Consider the following 16,368-nt stretch of genomic DNA (forward strand, 5'->3'; position numbering starts at 1 on the left):
ACGAGGGGTGGGGCGGGTTTCAGTTCTGTTCGCGTAGGCGGGACAGCCAGCGGGCTGTCTCGTCGGGGTCGGGGAGTTCGCCGCCCATGATGTCGAGTACCGCGTGGCCGACGCAGGCGGCGCCGAGTACGCGGTCGGCGATGGCCTCGGCGTCGCCCCAGGGTAGGTAGGGCTTGGCGATCAGTAGCGAGACGATGCCGTGGGCGGCCGCCCACAGTTCCAGTACCACCGGTAGCGGGTCGCCGGGCGCGATCGTCCCGGCGTCCATGGCCTCCCGCACGGTGTCGGCGAACCGCCGGAACACGCCGCTACCCATCACCAGGTCGACCGCGCGCGGGCTGTCGGCCGAGGAGCCCGCGGTGGCGACCCGGTACTGGCCCGGATGTTTCAGGGCGAAGCGCACATACGCCATGCCCTGATCGCGCATCCGGGTGATCGGCGACTGTGCGGGATCGGTGGCCGCGGCGACGGCGGCATCCAGATTCTCGAAGACCTGCGCCACGGCCGCGTCGATGAGCGCGTCCTTGTCGGCGAAGTGCCGGTAGATCGAGGGCGCGCTCACTCCGACCAGCTTGCTCACCTCACGGATGGACACCGTGTCGGCACTTCCGGTGCGCGCCAGCAGTTCCCGCGTGGCCTCGAGGATCTCCTCGCGCAGCCGGGCGCCGGTGCCGCGGGCCGACCGCGGGCGTCGCGGGCACATCATGTCCGGCCCGCGGGTTCGGGTTCGGGGGCGGCGGTGCGCGGCTCGGGCGCCTCCTCGGACAGCCCGAACCGGCTGTGCAGCCGGGCCAGCGGCGCGGGGGCCCACCAGTTGGCCCGGCCCATCAGTTTCATCAGCGCCGGTACCAGCAGGCCACGGATGATGGTGGCGTCGGCGAGCACGGTCAGGGTGAGCCCCAGACCGAACATCTGCATGAATGACACTTTCGCGGTAGCCATGGCGCCCAACACGATAGCCATCAGGAGCGCGGCGGCGGTGACGATCCGGCCGGTGCGTGCCACGCCCAGCGCCACCGAGCGCACGTTGTCGGCGGTGGTGCGACCGGAAGCGAGCCACGCCTCCCGGATCCGGGACAGCAGGAAGACCTCGTAGTCCATCGACATCCCGAAGGCCAGGCAGAACATCAGGATGGGCATCGTCGCCACCAGGTAGCCGGTCGGGGTGAAGCCCAGCAGCCCCGACAGATGCCCCTCCTGGAAGATCCAGACCATCATCCCGAACATCGCACTCAGCGAAAGAGTGTTGAGCACCAGGGCTTTCAACGGGAGCACCACGCTGCCCGTGAACAGGAACAGCACGATGAAAGTGGACAGCGCGATCAACGCCACCGCCAGCGGCAGCCGGGCGCCCAGCGCGTGCAGGGTGTCGGCGTTGATCGCCGCGCCGCCGCCGAACAGCGCCGGGGCGGGCGCCGGCACGTCCCGCAACTGCTGGAACTGGTTCTCTCCGTCGGTGGAGTAGGGATTGAATCGTGAAGTGACAGTGAGGTATTGGCCGGTGTCGTTGGCCATGCCGGGCGGCGTCGGGGCGACCCGGGCGCCGGACACGTACACACCCGAGCTGGACAGCACCGCCGACACCCCGTTCACCCGCGACAGCTCCGTGGCGTAGCCGCCGATCGGGGCCGCGTCCCCGTGGTAGCCGTCCAGCACGATCGTCGTGCCGGTGCCCGCGTTGACGGCCGGGAAGTCGCTGCGCAGGACGTCGCCGACGGCCCGGGTCTGCGCGCCGGGCGGCAGCACGCGGTCGTCGGGGTAGCCGAATTTCACGCCCAGGAACGGTGATCCGATGGCCAGCAGCAGCGCGACGATCGCGACGGTCACCGGAACGGCGTGCCGCATCACCCACGTGACCGTGCGGTACCAGGCGGAACGCTCCAGCGGGCGCGGCGTCGGCTCCGGACGCCGGAACAGGCGGCGCAGCAGCACCCGCAGATCCCACGCGTTCACCCGGTCGCCCAGCAGGACCAGCACGGCGGGCAGGATCACGATCGACGCCACGGCCGCCGCCGCCACCACGGCCACGCCCGCGAACGCCACCGACCGCAGGAAGTAGAGGTCGAACACGGCCAGCGCGGCCAACGCCAGCACCACCGTGAGCGTGGAGTACAGCACCGTGCGCCCTGCGGTCTGCACGGCGCGGACCGCGGCGTCGGCGTGGGTGCGGCCGCCGGCGAGTTCCTCCCGGTAGCGGCTCACGATGAACAGGCTGTAGTCGATGGCGAGCGCCAGGCCCAGCGCCGTGGTCATATTCAGCGCGTAGATCGATACATCGGAGAACAGCGTGAGCGCCCGCAGGATCGCGAGCGTGCCGACGATCGCGAACAGGCCGATCATCAGCGGCAGCGCGGCCGCGACCACACTGCCGAACACCAGCATCAACACGATCGCGGTTAGCGGTATCGCCACGCCCTCGGCGAGGGTGAGGTCCTTGGTGACCTGGGTGTTCACCTCGTGATAGAGCGCCGCCAGGCCGCCCGCCCGCACGGTGACGCCGTCGGGAGTCGCGCCGAACCCCTCGATGACGTCGGCGGCCGTCTTCTGCGCCGCGTCGTCGCCGCCGGTGAGGTAGGCGAGCACCAGCGCGCTCTTGCCGTCCGTGCTGCGCAGCGCGGAGCTGATCTGCGGCGGGCTGTTCCAGTAGGACCGGACGCCGAGGGCGTCGGGGCGGCCCTGCAGATCCGCGGTGATGTCGGTGGCCACCGTGCGGGCGGCGGTGGCGTCGACGCCCTGATCGGAGCGGATCAGCAGCGCCAGATTGGGTTCCGCGCCGCCGAAGTTGTCCGCCAGCAGCCTGGTGACCTGTGTCGATTCGGCGTCGTCGGAGGTGAATCCGCCCGCCTTCAGCCGATCGGTGACCGAGGCCCCGAATCCGCCGCACGCCAGCGCCAGCACCAGCGCGGCCAGAAGTATCCGTTTCGGGTGCCGGGTGGCGAGCCGAGCGATTCGGGTCAGCATGGGCGCTCCTCGGTCGGGCTTAAGGTAACGACGTTAGCGTAACGGCGTTAGCCCAATTAGTCATCACCCCTGTTCGTGTCCGGTTTTCGGGTGCTGGTGACCGAAGACGCCGCGGGGAGCGTGGCCGTGCACGCCCTCGGCGTAGGCGGTTTCGGCGTGCAGGGCGAAGTCGATGCCCGCGATCTCGTCCTCCTTGCTGACGCGGAAGCCCATCGTGCGGTCGATCAGCTTGCCGAGGGCGAACGAGACCAGGAACGCCCACAGCGCGACCACGACCACGCCCACCGCCTGCTTGCCCAGCTGGGCGAGACCGCCGCCGTAGAACAGGCCGCGCGCGCCGCCGGTCATCACCTCGTCGGCGAGCAGGCCGATCAGCAGGCTGCCGACGATGCCGCCCATGAAGTGCACGCCCACCACGTCCAGCGAATCGTCGTAGTTCGCCTTGAACTTCCAGCTCACCGCGTACGAACAGACCACGCCCGCAACGAGACCCACGACCACCGCGCCCAGGGTGCTGACCGAACCGCACGACGGCGTGATCGCGACAAGTCCGGCGACCACGCCCGAGGCCGCGCCGAACGTGGTCGGGCGGCCGTCGCGCAGCTGTTCCACCAGCAGCCAGCCCAGCATGCCGAGGCATCCGGCGACGAGGGTGTTCAGGAAGACGGCCGCGGCGATGCCGTCAGCGGCGAGCGCCGACCCGGCGTTGAACCCGAACCAGCCGAACCACAGGATGCCCGCGCCCAGCAGCACGAACGGCAGATTGTGCGGCCGCATCGCGTCCACCTTGAATCCGATGCGCGGACCCAGCACCAGTGCCAACGCCAATGCCGAGCCGCCCGAGGCGATCTCGACCACCAGCCCGCCCGCGAAATCCAGCGCGCCGAAGGAGGCCAGCCAGCCGTCGGGACCCCACACCCAGTGCGCGATGGGCGCGTACACCAGCAGCGTCCACAGCGGCACGAACACGATCCAGGCCGAGAATTTGGCGCGGTCCGCGATGGCGCCGCTGACCAGGGCGGCGGTCAGGATCGCGAAGGTCAGCTGGAAGGTCGCGTAGAGCAGTTCCGGCACCGAGCCGCGGATCGACGACGGGCCGATGCCGGTCATCCCCGCATGGGTCAGATCGCCGATCAGCCCGCCGCCGGCGTCGTCGCCGAACGACAGCGTGTACCCGAGCAGCAGCCACACCACGGTCACCAGCGGGATGGCGATGAAGCTCATCATCAGCATGTTCAGTACGCCGGTGGAGCGCACCATCCCGCCGTAGAAGATGGCCAGGCCGGGCGTCATGAGCAGGACCAGCGCGGTGCTGGCCAGCAGCCAGGCCGTGGCTGCGGGGTCGATCGTCGGGGGCACGGTAACTCCTTCCGGCGCGTTGCGCGTCGCAAGGAAATTACCGAACCCGCCTCGCTAGACGGGCCGGGCCGTTGTCGCGTCCTGCTGTTTACGGGTCTTGCGGGCCAGCGCGCGGCGGCCGCGCGGACCGGGAACGGGCAGGTCGTCGCGCAGTGCCAGCCATTCGGCCGTGACCAGCCACTGCTGCTGGGCGCGGGCGTCGGCGGTGTCGTTGAACACCCGCCGGCCGCGGTCGTCGCGCACGTCGTGGGCCAGCACCGACCAGCGCGGCGGGCGGCCGTGCTCGCGCTCGTACTCGTCCAGGAAACCGGCCACCAGGGTGCCGATCGTGTTCACCGGGCGCATCGAGACCCGATTGCCGAATTTGGCGGAATGGAAACGCCGTGCGGCACAGAGCGATCGCGGCGTGGCATCGAACGCGATCCAGCCCGCCCGCTGCACCCGCTCGATCAGCCACAGATGTTTGATCGCATTCGGCGCGATGTCGCCCACGCGCTCGCGAATCAGCGTCAGGACGGGATCGGCGAGCAGAATGTCGCGCCGCGTCGGTCCGCAGCCGTGTGCTTTCCAGTATTCGTGGGTGGTCGTCGCCAGAATGCGGCCGAATTCGTCGATGCTGCGCTGGGCGCGCTTGCCGAGCCGTTCGATGCGTTCGGCCTCCGCGCGCATCTCGTTCTGGGTGATGAGGGTGCGGATGGCCGGCATCGTCGGTACCTGACCGCGCTCCAGTAACTCCAGGATGGCGGCGGCGGTCTTCGGGTCGGCGGCGGCCGTGACCGGTAAGGAGTCCCGGTCGAGCGCGAACTCTCGCGGGCCGATGGCCCGGCTGAGCAGGCCCGCGGCGGCGCGGTCGCCGGCGAATTCGGTATGCGAAAGCAAAGCGGTGGCGATGTCGTTACACGACGGCACGGTCGACATTTCCTCCCGGACGGTGCGGGAGGCTCGGTAAAGCCGTAGGGGAGAACTCCCGCGGGGCTCTGTGAGTCGGTGATTTGGTTGTGCCCCGGTCGGGATGAGGGACCGACCGGGGCCACCAACCTGATGAAGGTTTGGCTACCGAAGTTGCCGAAACCCACGTTAGCCATTTCCTCGCCCGGAATGCCAATCGGGTTACTGGATCGTTATGTCCACAATTCTCGAGGCAAACGGGGATCCGGTCCGGAATGCGCGCGGTCGAGCCGTCGCGGTTCCGTGAACGGGTGTTATTGGTCGCATTTCCAAATTGTTTCCGTGGCGGGCGGACTTATCGGTATGTTGCGGTGCGCCGCAGCGGGTTTCGGGAATGCTTGCCGGACGGGCTCTTTCGAGGCGCGTCCGAGGCGCCGGGACCGGGCGGCCGGTTGCCATGAACGATGTCGGTGGTCGCCGGTACCCTCGGGCCGTGGCTCTGTACCGGAAGTACCGACCGGCAACATTCGCAGAGGTGGTGGGGCAGGAGCACGTCACCGAACCGCTGAGCACCGCACTCGACACCGGGCGGATCAGTCATGCCTACCTGTTCTCCGGCCCACGCGGTTGCGGCAAGACGTCCTCGGCGCGCATCCTGGCCCGCTCGCTGAACTGTGTCGAGGGTCCGACGTCCCGGCCGTGTGGGGTGTGTTCCTCGTGCGTGGCGCTGGCGCCCGGCGGGCCGGGCAATCTGGACGTCATCGAGCTGGACGCCGCGAGCCACGGCGGCGTCGACGACACTCGCGAGCTGCGCGACCGCGCCTTCTACGCGCCGGCCGAGTCGCGCTACCGGGTGTTCATCGTCGACGAGGCGCACATGGTCACCACCGCGGGTTTCAACGCGCTGCTCAAGATCGTGGAGGAGCCGCCCGCACATCTGATCTTCGTCTTCGCCACCACCGAGCCCGACAAGGTGCTGCCGACCATCCGTTCGCGCACCCATCATTACCCGTTCCGGCTGCTGCCGCCCGCGACCATGCGCGGCCTACTCGGCAAGATCTGCGAGCAGGAGGGCGTCCAGGTCGAAGAGGCGGTGTACCCCTTGGTGATCCGCGCCGGGGGCGGTTCCCCGCGCGACAGTCTGAGCGTGCTGGACCAGCTGCTGGCCGGTGCCGGGACCGAGGGCGTCACCTATCAGCGGGCGCTCGCGCTGCTGGGCGTCACCGATATCGCGCTGATCGACGAGGCGGTCGAGGCGCTGGTGGCTGGTGACGGCGCGGCGCTGTTCGGCACCGTCGACCGGGTGGTCGAGGCCGGTCACGATCCGCGCCGCTTCGCCACCGATCTGCTGGAGCGCATGCGCGACCTGATCCTGCTGCGCGCGGTACCCGACGCGACCGACCGCAACCTGGTCACCGGCCCCGGCGATGTCCTCGACCGGATGCGCGACCAGGCCGAGCGCATCGGCCCCGCCACGCTGACCCGTTACGCCGAACTGCTGCACGAGGGCCTGGGCGAGATGCGCGGCGCCACCGCCCCCCGCCTCCTGCTCGAGGTCGTCTGCGCCCGCATGCTCCTCCCCGCCGTCTCCGACGCCGAATCCGCGACGCTCCAACGCCTGGAACGGCTGGAGCGCGGTATGGCGGGCGGCGCTCCCGCCGCCGCGAGGCCCGCGACGAATCAGGCGCCGAGCGCCCCCGCCCAGCCTGGCGGGGAGTCGGTGCCGAGTCCCGCACCCGCCGGGGGCGGCTCCCGCCGCCGAGGCGCCGAGGCCCTCGCCGCCATCCGCGCCGAAAAGACCCCTCCCACAGCATCTTCCACCACGGACACCGATGTCCACGGTTCGCCGCCCACCCGCGAGCCGGTTTCGCAAGAGGTCGGCTCCTCGGTATCGGCCATGCCCTCGGATCCGGAGTCGTCGTCGCAGGCAGTTGGTGACGTTGCGCGCGTGGCGCAGGAGCAGCGCCCGCACCCGGCCCAGCGGGCTCAGGCTCCGCACGGCCCGGATTCCCCAGCCGCCCAGCCGCTTTCGGACCCCGCGCCGCCGATGATGGATGCCGCGGCCGACACCGCTGAAGTGGCGGCGGCCGATCGTTCCGGTGTGCCGGCGGAAACCCCTGCCCCGCAAGCTGGTTCGATCGACGCCCTTGATTCGTCCGCACACGGCGACGAGCCCGAGGTGAGTGCCGGTCCCGTAGCGGACGATGCGGTGCGTCCGGATCCGTCCGACGGGTCCGATGCGACGGCCGAACTGTTCGAGCCGTCCGGCCAGGCGGCACAGGACATTTCGGATGGTGCGCCTGCGGGCGGCATCTCCGCAGAGGCGCCGCCGATCGATACGGAATCCTCACCCGAGCCGACCACATCCGCAGCAGCCTCGCCCGGTGCAGATGCCGATGTGCCCGGTCAACCGGATGCACACGGCAGTGCCGACCCGTCCGGTCCGGCGGATGCATACGGCGGTGCCGATGTGTCCGGTCCGGCGGATGCACACGGCAGTGCCGACCCGTCCGGTCCGGCGGATGCATACGGCGGTGCCGATGTGTCCAGTCCGGCGGGTGCGCGTGGCGGTGCCGATGTGTCCAGTCCGGCGGGTGCGCGTGGCGGTGCCGATGTGTCCGGTCGGGTCGAGGCGCTCGGTGATGCCGATGTGTCCGGTCAGGCGGTAGGCGCTGCCGGGGCTGCTGAGATGGCCGGGGCGGTGGAGGACCTCGGGGCGGTGGGCGGTGCTGCGGCAGCGGGTGCACAGGGGGACGTGGTCGGGGAGGTCGAGGCCAAGTGGGGGGAGATCAGGGGGAAGGTGCGGGAGTTCGGGGCCGCGGTGCATGCGTTGTTGTCCGGGGCTTCGGTGGCTCGGGTCGAGGGGGACACGATCGTGTTCGCGCATCAGCACGCGCCGTTGGCGCAGCGGCTGTCGAATCCGAAGTATGTGGAGGCCGTGCAGGGGGCGGTGCGGGCCGTGCTGGGGCGGGAGTACGGGGTGCGATGGGAGGTCGGGTCCGGTGCGCCTCCCGCGAGCGGCGGGCGTGCCCAGTCCGGTGCGCCGAGTCGCGGCGGGGCGGCTCAGGGGCGTGGCGGCGCGGCCCCGGCACAGGGCGGGTCGGGGCAGTCACGTCCGGCGCAGGGCGAGACCCCGCGGTTCACCCGGCCGAGTCAGTCGCGGACGACGAGCCCGGAGGCGTCCGGCTCGACCTCGGCGCGCGGTCGCGAATCCAGCCCGGCAGGCAATGATTCGAGCACCCCGCCGCCACCGCCGGACGACGACATTCCGCTGCCCGACGGCCCGGACCTTCCCGACGACCCGGGACCCTCCGGCTACTCGTCGGTAGGTTATGACGGTGTCCCACCTGCGCCGACGCCGGAGGAGGAGCAGGAGATGCTCGACGAGTCGGCCCGCCCGGCCCCGCCCGGAGACCGCCGCGACCCCGATGAGGTGGCCTTGGAGTTGCTCGCGAGTGAGCTGGGCGCCACACGCCTGGAGGCTTGACAGACACCCGCCGGACGGCCTTAAGTTAACCGGAGTTCGCATCCGGCTGTACTATGAACGGGTGGTCGTCAGCGGCGGTGCTACGAGGCTCTATGGTTGGCCCCGGAAGAGGGGCGAACCGAGCACGCGTGCGCCTCTGCATGCCGACGTTTGTACAGCGTCCAGTCCTGGTGCGAGCCATGTGCCCGGACCGCCATCCACACGGTCGGCCCGACGGCCGGTCGGCGAGGTTACCTGCGGCGATATCGGGCACTGCGGTGTCGGCGCAGCCTAAGGAAGGAAACACTCCGATATGACCACAGAGGCCTACATTTTCGAGGCCATCCGCACTCCGCGGGGCCGCAACAAGAAGGGCTCGCTGCACTCGGTCAAGCCGATCGATCTGACGACCGGTCTGGTCAAGGAGCTGCGCAACCGCTTCCCGGATCTGGACGAGGACCGTATCTCCGACGTCGTCCTCGGCGTGGTCTCGCCCGTGGGCGACCAGGGCGCCGACATCGCCCGCACCACCGTGCTGGCCTCGGGTCTGCCCGACACCGTCGGCGGCACCCAGATCAACCGGTTCTGCGCGTCCGGCCTGGAGGCCGTCAACCTCGCCGCCCAGAAGGTTCGCTCCGGCTTCGAGGACCTGGTCATCGCCGGTGGCGTCGAGTCGATGTCGCGCGTGCCGATGGGTTCCGACGGCGGCGCCATGTTCATGGACCCGTGGACCAGCTACGAGAACTACATCGTCCCGCAGGGCGTCTCGGCCGACCTGATCGCCACCATCGAGGGCTTCAGCCGCGAGGATGTCGACGCCTACGCCGTGCGGTCGCAGGAGCGCGCCGCGGCGGCCTGGAACGGCGGCTACTTCGCCAAGTCGGTCGTGCCGGTGCGCGACGTCAACGGCCTGCCCGTGCTGGATCGCGACGAGCACATGCGCCCCGGCACCACCCTGGAAGACCTGGCCAAGCTCAACCCGTCGTTCGCGGTGGTCGGTGAGATGGGCGGCTTCGACGCGGTGGCGACCCAGAAGTACCACTTCGTGGAGAAGATCAACCACGTCCACCACGGCGGCAACAGCTCCGGCATCGTCGACGGCGCGGCCCTCCTGCTGATCGGCAGCGAGGAGGCCGGCAAGGCCTCGGGCCTCACCCCGCGCGCCCGCATCGTCGCCACCGGCATCAGCGGCGCCGACGCCACCATCATGCTGACCGGTCCCACCCCGGCCGCCCAGAAGGCCCTCGCGAAGGCCGGCCTGAGCGTCGAGGACATCGACCTGTTCGAGCTGAACGAGGCGTTCGCCTCGGTGGTCCTGAAGTTCCAGAAGGACCTGAACATCCCGGACGAGAAGCTGAACGTCAACGGCGGCGCCATCGCCATGGGCCACCCGCTCGGCGCCACCGGCGCGATGATCACCGGCACCATGGTCGACGAGCTGGAGCGCCGCAACGCCCGCTACGCCCTGGTGACCCTGTGCATCGGCGGCGGCATGGGCGTGGCCACCATCATCGAACGCGTCTGACGCCCTACCTCACAGGAGAGACCAAAAGACATGACCGACAACATGATTGCCTGGGAGAAGGACGCCGACGGCATCGTTGTGTTGACCATGGACGACCCCAACCAGGGCGCCAACACGATGAACGAGCTGTACAAGAGCTCGATGCAGGCCACCGTCGACCGCCTCGAGGCCGAGAAGGACGACATCTCCGGTGTCGTCATCACCTCGGCGAAGAAGACCTTCTTCGCCGGTGGCGACCTCAAGAACATGATGCAGACCGGGCCGGAGGACGCCGCGGCCATCATGGAGGAGCTGACCGTCATCAAGGGCGCGCTGCGCCGCCTGGAGCAGCTCGGCAAGCCGGTCGTCGCCGCCATCAACGGCGCCGCGCTGGGCGGCGGCCTGGAGATCGCGCTGGCCACCCACCACCGCATCGCCGCCGACGTGAAGGGCCTGAAGATCGGTCTGCCCGAGGTGAAGCTGGGCCTGCTGCCCGCCGGCGGCGGTGTCACCCGCACCGTGCGGATGTTCGGCCTGCAGACCGCGCTGCTGCAGATCCTGTTGCAGGGCAACGAGTTCGACGCCAACAAGGCCAAGGGCATCGGCCTGGTCGACGAGGTCGTCGGCTCGGTCGAGGAGCTGGTCCCCGCCGCCAAGGCGTGGATCAAGGCCAACCCGGACAAGGGCGTGCAGCCCTGGGATGTCAAGGGCTACAAGATCCCCGGCGGCACCCCGGCCAGCCCGGCGCTGGCGGCCAACCTCCCGGCGTTCCCGGCGAACCTGCGCAAGCAGCTCAAGGGCGCCAACATGCCGGCCCCGAAGAACATCATGTCCGCCGCCATCGAGGGCGCGCAGGTCGACTTCGACAACGCCTCGCTGATCGAGTCGCGGTACTTCGTCAACCTGCTCACCGGGCCGGTCGCGAAGAACATGATCCAGGCGTTCTTCTTCGACCTGCAGACCATCAACAACGGTGGTTCGCGGCCGAAGGACGTGCCCAAGCGCGAGATCAAGAAGGTCGGCGTGCTGGGCGCGGGCATGATGGGCGCGGGTATCGCCTACGTGTCGGCCAAGGCCGGGTACGAGGTCGTGCTGAAGGACGTCTCGCAGGAGGCGGCCGACCGCGGCAAGAACTACTCGGAGAAGATCGAGGCGAAGGCGCTCTCGCGCGGCAAGACCACCGAGGAGAAGTCCAAGGCGCTGCTGGACCGCATCCACCCGACCGCCGACGCCAAGGATTTCGCGGGCGTCGACTTCGTCATCGAGGCCGTCTTCGAGAACACCGAGCTGAAGCAGAAGGTGTTCCAGGAGATCGAGGACGTCGTCACCCCCGACGCGCTGCTCGGCTCCAACACCTCCACCCTGCCCATCACCGGCCTCGCCGCCGGTGTGAAGCGGGAGCAGGACTTCATCGGCATCCACTTCTTCTCGCCGGTCGACAAGATGCCGCTGGTGGAGATCATCCGTGGGGAGAAGACCTCCGACGAGGCGCTGGCCCGGGTGTTCGACTACACCTTGGCGATCCGGAAGACCCCGATCGTGGTGAACGACAGCCGCGGCTTCTTCACCTCCCGAGTGATCGGCACGTTCGTCAACGAGGCGATCGCGATGCTGAAGGAAGGCATCGACCCGCAGACCATCGAGCAGTCGGGTTTGCAGGCCGGTTACCCGGCGGCGCCGCTGCAGCTGTCGGACGAGCTGAACATGAAGCTCATGCAGAAGATCGCCGCCGAGACGCTCGAGGCCGCGAAGGCGGGCGACACGCGTCTGGGCACCGAGCGGCATCCGGCGCAGGACGTCATCGACTACATGGTGGGCGAGGGTCGTCCGGGTCGTCTGGAGAAGGCCGGGTTCTACGAGTACGACGAGAACGGCAAGCGGCTGGGCCTGTGGTCGGGACTGCGTGAGCATTTCAAGACGAGCACCGAGGACCAGGTTCCGTTCCAGGACCTGATCGATCGGCAGCTGTTCATCGAGGCCATCGAGACGCAGAAGTGTTTCGACGAGGGTGTGTTGACGGCGACGGCCGATGCGAACATCGGCTCGATCTTCGGTATCGGCTACCCGGCCTGGACCGGCGGTGTGCACCAGTTCATCGTCGGGTACCCGGGTGGACAGGAGGGCTTCGTGGCCCGCGCCGACGAGCTTGCCGCCAAGTACGGCAAGCGGTTCGAGGTGCCCGCCTCGCTGCGCAAGTAGCGGCGTCCGGCGGCACGTAATCGCTGGTACGGCCCGGTCCACGGCAGACGTGGTCCGGGCCGTACTGCGTCCGAAGGGCTTTCGCGGGTACGGGCGGGTGTCGTATACACGCGGACGGAATTGCCACCGCATCGCAGAAGTCCGCGCTACGTTGGAATGAGCGGAACGTTCGAGGTGGTCCCATGAACCCACATACGGGCAAGGTCCGCAGCACCGATACTCCCGCCGAATCGAACACCCAGCGTTACCCGCAGATCGGGATCGCCGACCAGCTCGCGGCGATGGGGTTGTTCGACGCCGAGGAGATCGGCCGCGGCGGCTTCGGGGTCGTCTATCGCTGTGCCCAGCGCGCCCTGGACCGGATCGTCGCGGTGAAGGTGCTCTCCTCGGAGATCGACGCGGAGAGCCGCGAGCGGTTCCTGCGCGAGGAGCACGCGATGGGCCGGCTGTCCGGCCACCCGAACATCGTCGACGTGCTACAGGTGGACGTGACGCCCGGCGGACTGCCGTTCATCGTGATGCCCTACGCCACGCACGGCTCGCTCGAGGAACTGATCCGCGACCACGGACCGCTGGACTGGTCGGATTCGCTGCGGGTCGGGGTCAAGCTGGCCGGGGCGATCGAGAGCGCGCATCGGGTGGACGTGCTGCACCGCGACGTGAAACCGGGCAACGTGCTGCTCAGCCGCTACGGCGAACCGCAGCTGACCGATTTCGGCATCGCCCGCATCCCGGGCGGGTTCCGCACCTCGACCAGCATGATCACCGGTTCGCCCGCGTTCACCGCACCCGAGGTGCTCAAGGGTGAGGAGCCGACCGTGCGCTCGGACGTGTACGGCCTGGGTTCGACCCTGTTCGCGCTGCTCACCGGGCACGCCGCCTTCGAGCGGCAATCCGGGGAGAAGGTCGTCGCGCAATTCCTGCGCATCACCACCCAGCCCGTGCCGGACCTGCGCGAGCAGGACATCCCCGCGGGTGTGGCGGACGTGATCGAACGGGCGATGGCGGCAGATCCGGCCGACCGGCCGCAGTCGGCGCTCGAGCTGGGTGAGCTGCTGCGCTCGGTGCAACGCGAGGAGGGCCAGCTGCCCGACGAGATGGCGTTGCTGCAACCCGGGCCGAACGCCGACGAGAAGGGGCCCGCCGGGGCCTCGGCGCATCCGTCGCTGCGCTCGCGGTCGGTGCTGACGGGACTGCGGGCCTCGCCCACATTGCGGCCGCCGCCCGGCGACCCCTCGCGGCGTACCGCCGCGGCACATCCACTCGCCCCGCCCGCGGCGCTACCGCCCACGGCCGCAACGAAATTCCGGCCGCCGACCCCGACGCGGCAGCCGATCGAACGCCCGCGACTGCTGGACATCCTGCGCGCCGGGGAACGCCGGCGGCTGGCGGTGATCCACGGCCCGGCCGGATTCGGCAAGAGCACTGTCGCGGCGCAGTGGCGGGCCGAACTGACCGCCGGTGGCACGGCGGTGGCCTGGCTCGGCATCGGTCACGACGACGACAACGAGGTGTGGTTTCTGGCGCACCTGGTGCAGGCCATCCGGCGGGCGGCGCCGGAGCTGGGCGCCGGTCTCGAACAGCTGCTGGAGGAGCGGTCCGGGGAGGCGGTGCCCTACGCGATCTCCACGCTGATCGATGAGATCCATGCCGCCGGGCGGCCGGTCGCGGTGGTGATCGAGGACTGGCACCGGGTCACCGACGCCGGGGCGCATCGGGCGATGGATGCCTTGCTGGACAACGCGTGTCATCACCTGCGCTTCGTCGTGACCACCCGGGAGCAGGCCGGGCTGCCGCTGAGCCGGCTGCGGGTGCGCGACGAGGTGGTCGAGATCGGCTGCGACGAACTGCGCCTGACACTGGCGGAGACCCGGCAGATCCTGGTGGAGCGCAACGGTTTTCAGCTGACCGACGAGCAGATCGAGCAGATCCACAGCGCCGCGGACGGCTGGCCGGCGGCAATCCAGCTGGTCAGTTTGTCGCTGCGGGGCGCGCGACCGGTGTCGTCGGACGAGCACGCGGGGGCGGTCGACGCGGAACAGCTCATCGCGCATCTGTCCGGCGGCAATCAGGCGATCCGGGAGTACCTGTCGGAGAACGTGCTCGACACCCTCGATGCCGGCATGCTCGAATTCCTGATGTCGATCTCGGTGACCGAGCGGGTGAGCGGCCCACTGGCCGCCGCGCTCAGCGGTGCGCCGGACGCCGAGCAACTGCTGGAGCAGGCGCAGCAGCGGGAGCTGTTCGTGAGCCGCGTCGAACACGATCCGGAGTGGTTCCGGATTCAGCCGCTGTTCGCCGAACACCTGCGTAACCGGCTGGAGCGCGTGCATCCCGGGCGTTCGAAGGCGCTGCACCGCAAGGCTTCCCGGTGGTACGCCGAACATCGGCAACTGCGCCGGTCGGTCGATCACGCACTCGCGGCCACCGATCTCGAGCTGGCGCTGGACCTGGTGGAATCCGGCGGCATGGATCTGATCGACACCTCGCGGCTGGCCACGCTACTGGGGACGGTGTCGAAATTGCCGGTGCAGCAGGTGGCTTCGCGGTCGAAGCTGCTGCTGGCGTTGGCGCGCGCCAACATCAACCTGCAACAGTCCGGGGCCGCCCGCACCGCGCTGGGGCGACTGTCGAGCATGCTGGCGCGCAGTTCGCCCACCGACGCCGAGACGGTGCGGCAGCGCTGCGAGGCCGCGGTGCTGGGCGCTGCCGACCTCGTGGCGCGCGACCGCACCGACGGTGTGCTGGACAAGATTTCGGACTGCCTGGACCTGGCCGACGACCTGCCGCCTTGGACGGTGTCGACGGCGGGCAATCTGGTGTCGTTCGTGCGGTTGTGCGCTTTCGATTTCGACGGCGCGCGCGGGATACAGGACTGGGCGGCGCAGTACCACGCTCGCTCCAAGGACCCGCTCGGCCTGGTGCTGGGTCTGCTGGGCAAGGGTGCGGCGGCCTACGAACAGCTCGACATCGACACGGCCACACAGTGTTTCGAGCAGGCCTGGCAGACCGCGCGGGAGCGTTCGGGACCGCGGTCGCACGCGGTCCGGGTGGCGGCCGCGCTGCTCGGCGAGGTCACCTACCGGCGCGGTGATCTGGAGGCGGCCGAGATACTGCTGGATCAGAGCCATCAGCTGGTGGCCCGGGTGGGGCCGGTCGACTTCCTGATCACGACGTTCGTGGTGGGCGCCCGGGTCAAGGCGGCGCGCGACGATATCGACACCGCCGCCGCGCGGTTGGACGAGGGCGCGCGCATCGCCACCGACCGCAAACTACCCCGGTTGGCCGCGCACATCCGCGCCGAACGACTCCGGCTGGACCTGCCGGTGGAGCAGTCCGCCGGGGCGGCGCCGGAACCGGCGATGCGGCCGGTGCGCCACAGCACGGGCACGGCGGCGCTGACGTCGGAGGCGGAGGAGATCGCCACCATCCGCGCCCTGCTGGCCCGCCACTACCGAGGCGGCGTCGATGCCCTCGGCAACGACGAACTGGCCCCGCTCGGCACCGACGACTCCGCGGTGAAACGGGCCCGGGCACTCCACGCGCGCATGTCCGAACAACACCGCCCCCGTGCGGAATTGGACGCCGCCCTGCTCCTGGCCGAATGCCTGTCCGCGGCGGGCTGGACCGGCGAGGCGATCGCCACCCTCGCCCCGGCCGTCGCCCGCTGCGCCGAATTGGGTTGGAGCCGACCACTATTGGACGCAGGCCCAGGAGTCCTCGCCCTACTCTCCACCTTCCGCAACGACCTGCTGTTCTGCGCCGACCACGCCGAAACCCCGGTCATACCAAGGAAATTCCTCGACTCCCTGCTGTGAGCAACGGCGAATACGTCACCCCGGCACGTAACCCGTCACCCCGGCACGTAACCCGTCACCCCGGCACGTAACCCGTCACCCCGGCACGTAACCCGTCACCCCCGGCCCCGGCCCGGGGGCGCGGGCGCCGCGCCGGGGGGGGGGGGGGGCCGCCCCGCGGGGCCGGGCCGCAG

General features: G+C 69.8%; 8 protein-coding genes. 4 read left to right on the forward strand and 4 right to left on the reverse strand.

Translation table 11 applies throughout. From position 1 onward, the window contains the following. Positions 1 to 19: 19 nt before the first annotated feature. The 4 genes from QH470_RS01165 to QH470_RS01180 form a co-directional block, all read right to left on the reverse strand. Complete coding sequence (locus tag QH470_RS01165) at positions 20 to 706, reverse strand: TetR/AcrR family transcriptional regulator (RefSeq protein WP_280270352.1); 687 nt, start codon at positions 704 to 706, stop codon at positions 20 to 22. Then, entirely contained in the window at positions 703 to 2,961 is a 2,259-nt protein-coding gene (locus tag QH470_RS01170) for an MMPL family transporter (protein ID WP_280270353.1), read from the reverse strand. Before QH470_RS01170 ends, QH470_RS01165 begins: the two co-directional genes overlap by 4 nt. A gap of 63 nt (positions 2,962 to 3,024) precedes the next feature. After that, positions 3,025 to 4,320, reverse strand: coding sequence for an ammonium transporter (locus QH470_RS01175; protein ID WP_280270354.1), 1,296 nt, complete (start codon positions 4,318 to 4,320; stop codon positions 3,025 to 3,027). A 54-nt stretch (positions 4,321 to 4,374) separates the two neighbouring features. After that, a complete protein-coding gene (locus QH470_RS01180; protein ID WP_280270355.1) occupies positions 4,375 to 5,238 on the reverse strand; it encodes a hypothetical protein in 864 nt (287 codons plus the stop codon). Between the two features lie 463 nt (positions 5,239 to 5,701). Here QH470_RS01180 and QH470_RS01185 point away from each other — a divergent pair, with 463 nt between their 5' ends. From QH470_RS01185 to QH470_RS01200, 4 genes are all read left to right on the forward strand, one after another. Continuing rightward, the gene (locus tag QH470_RS01185; protein ID WP_280270356.1) at positions 5,702 to 8,695 is read left to right on the forward strand and encodes a DNA polymerase III subunit gamma and tau; all 2,994 of its coding nucleotides are present in this window, start codon (positions 5,702 to 5,704) and stop codon (positions 8,693 to 8,695) included. Positions 8,696 to 8,987: 292 nt separating this feature from the next. Next, complete coding sequence (locus tag QH470_RS01190; RefSeq protein WP_280270357.1) at positions 8,988 to 10,199, forward strand: acetyl-CoA C-acetyltransferase; 1,212 nt, start codon at positions 8,988 to 8,990, stop codon at positions 10,197 to 10,199. Between the two features lie 30 nt (positions 10,200 to 10,229). Then, positions 10,230 to 12,377 (forward strand): 3-hydroxyacyl-CoA dehydrogenase NAD-binding domain-containing protein, encoded by a 2,148-nt coding sequence (locus QH470_RS01195; RefSeq protein WP_280270358.1) that lies wholly within the window; start codon positions 10,230 to 10,232, stop codon positions 12,375 to 12,377. A gap of 182 nt (positions 12,378 to 12,559) precedes the next feature. Then, positions 12,560 to 16,195, forward strand: a complete 3,636-nt coding sequence (locus tag QH470_RS01200; protein ID WP_280270359.1) for a protein kinase domain-containing protein — start codon at positions 12,560 to 12,562, stop codon at positions 16,193 to 16,195. Positions 16,196 to 16,368: the final 173 nt, after the last annotated feature.

Source organism: Nocardia wallacei, from assembly GCF_029868745.1.
GTDB lineage: Bacteria > Actinomycetota > Actinomycetes > Mycobacteriales > Mycobacteriaceae > Nocardia > Nocardia wallacei_B.

Excerpts from the sequence above, each read along its gene's own strand:
- QH470_RS01190 (WP_280270357.1), top strand. The coding sequence starts at position 8,988 with ATGACCACAGAGGCCTACATTTTCGAGGCCATCCGCACTCCGCGGGGC.
- QH470_RS01170 (WP_280270353.1), bottom strand. The coding sequence starts at position 2,961 with ATGCTGACCCGAATCGCTCGGCTCGCCACCCGGCACCCGAAACGGATA.
- QH470_RS01200 (WP_280270359.1), top strand. The coding sequence starts at position 12,560 with ATGAACCCACATACGGGCAAGGTCCGCAGCACCGATACTCCCGCCGAA.
- QH470_RS01165 (WP_280270352.1), bottom strand. The coding sequence starts at position 706 with ATGATGTGCCCGCGACGCCCGCGGTCGGCCCGCGGCACCGGCGCCCGG.
- QH470_RS01195 (WP_280270358.1), top strand. The coding sequence starts at position 10,230 with ATGACCGACAACATGATTGCCTGGGAGAAGGACGCCGACGGCATCGTT.
- QH470_RS01180 (WP_280270355.1), bottom strand. The coding sequence starts at position 5,238 with ATGTCGACCGTGCCGTCGTGTAACGACATCGCCACCGCTTTGCTTTCG.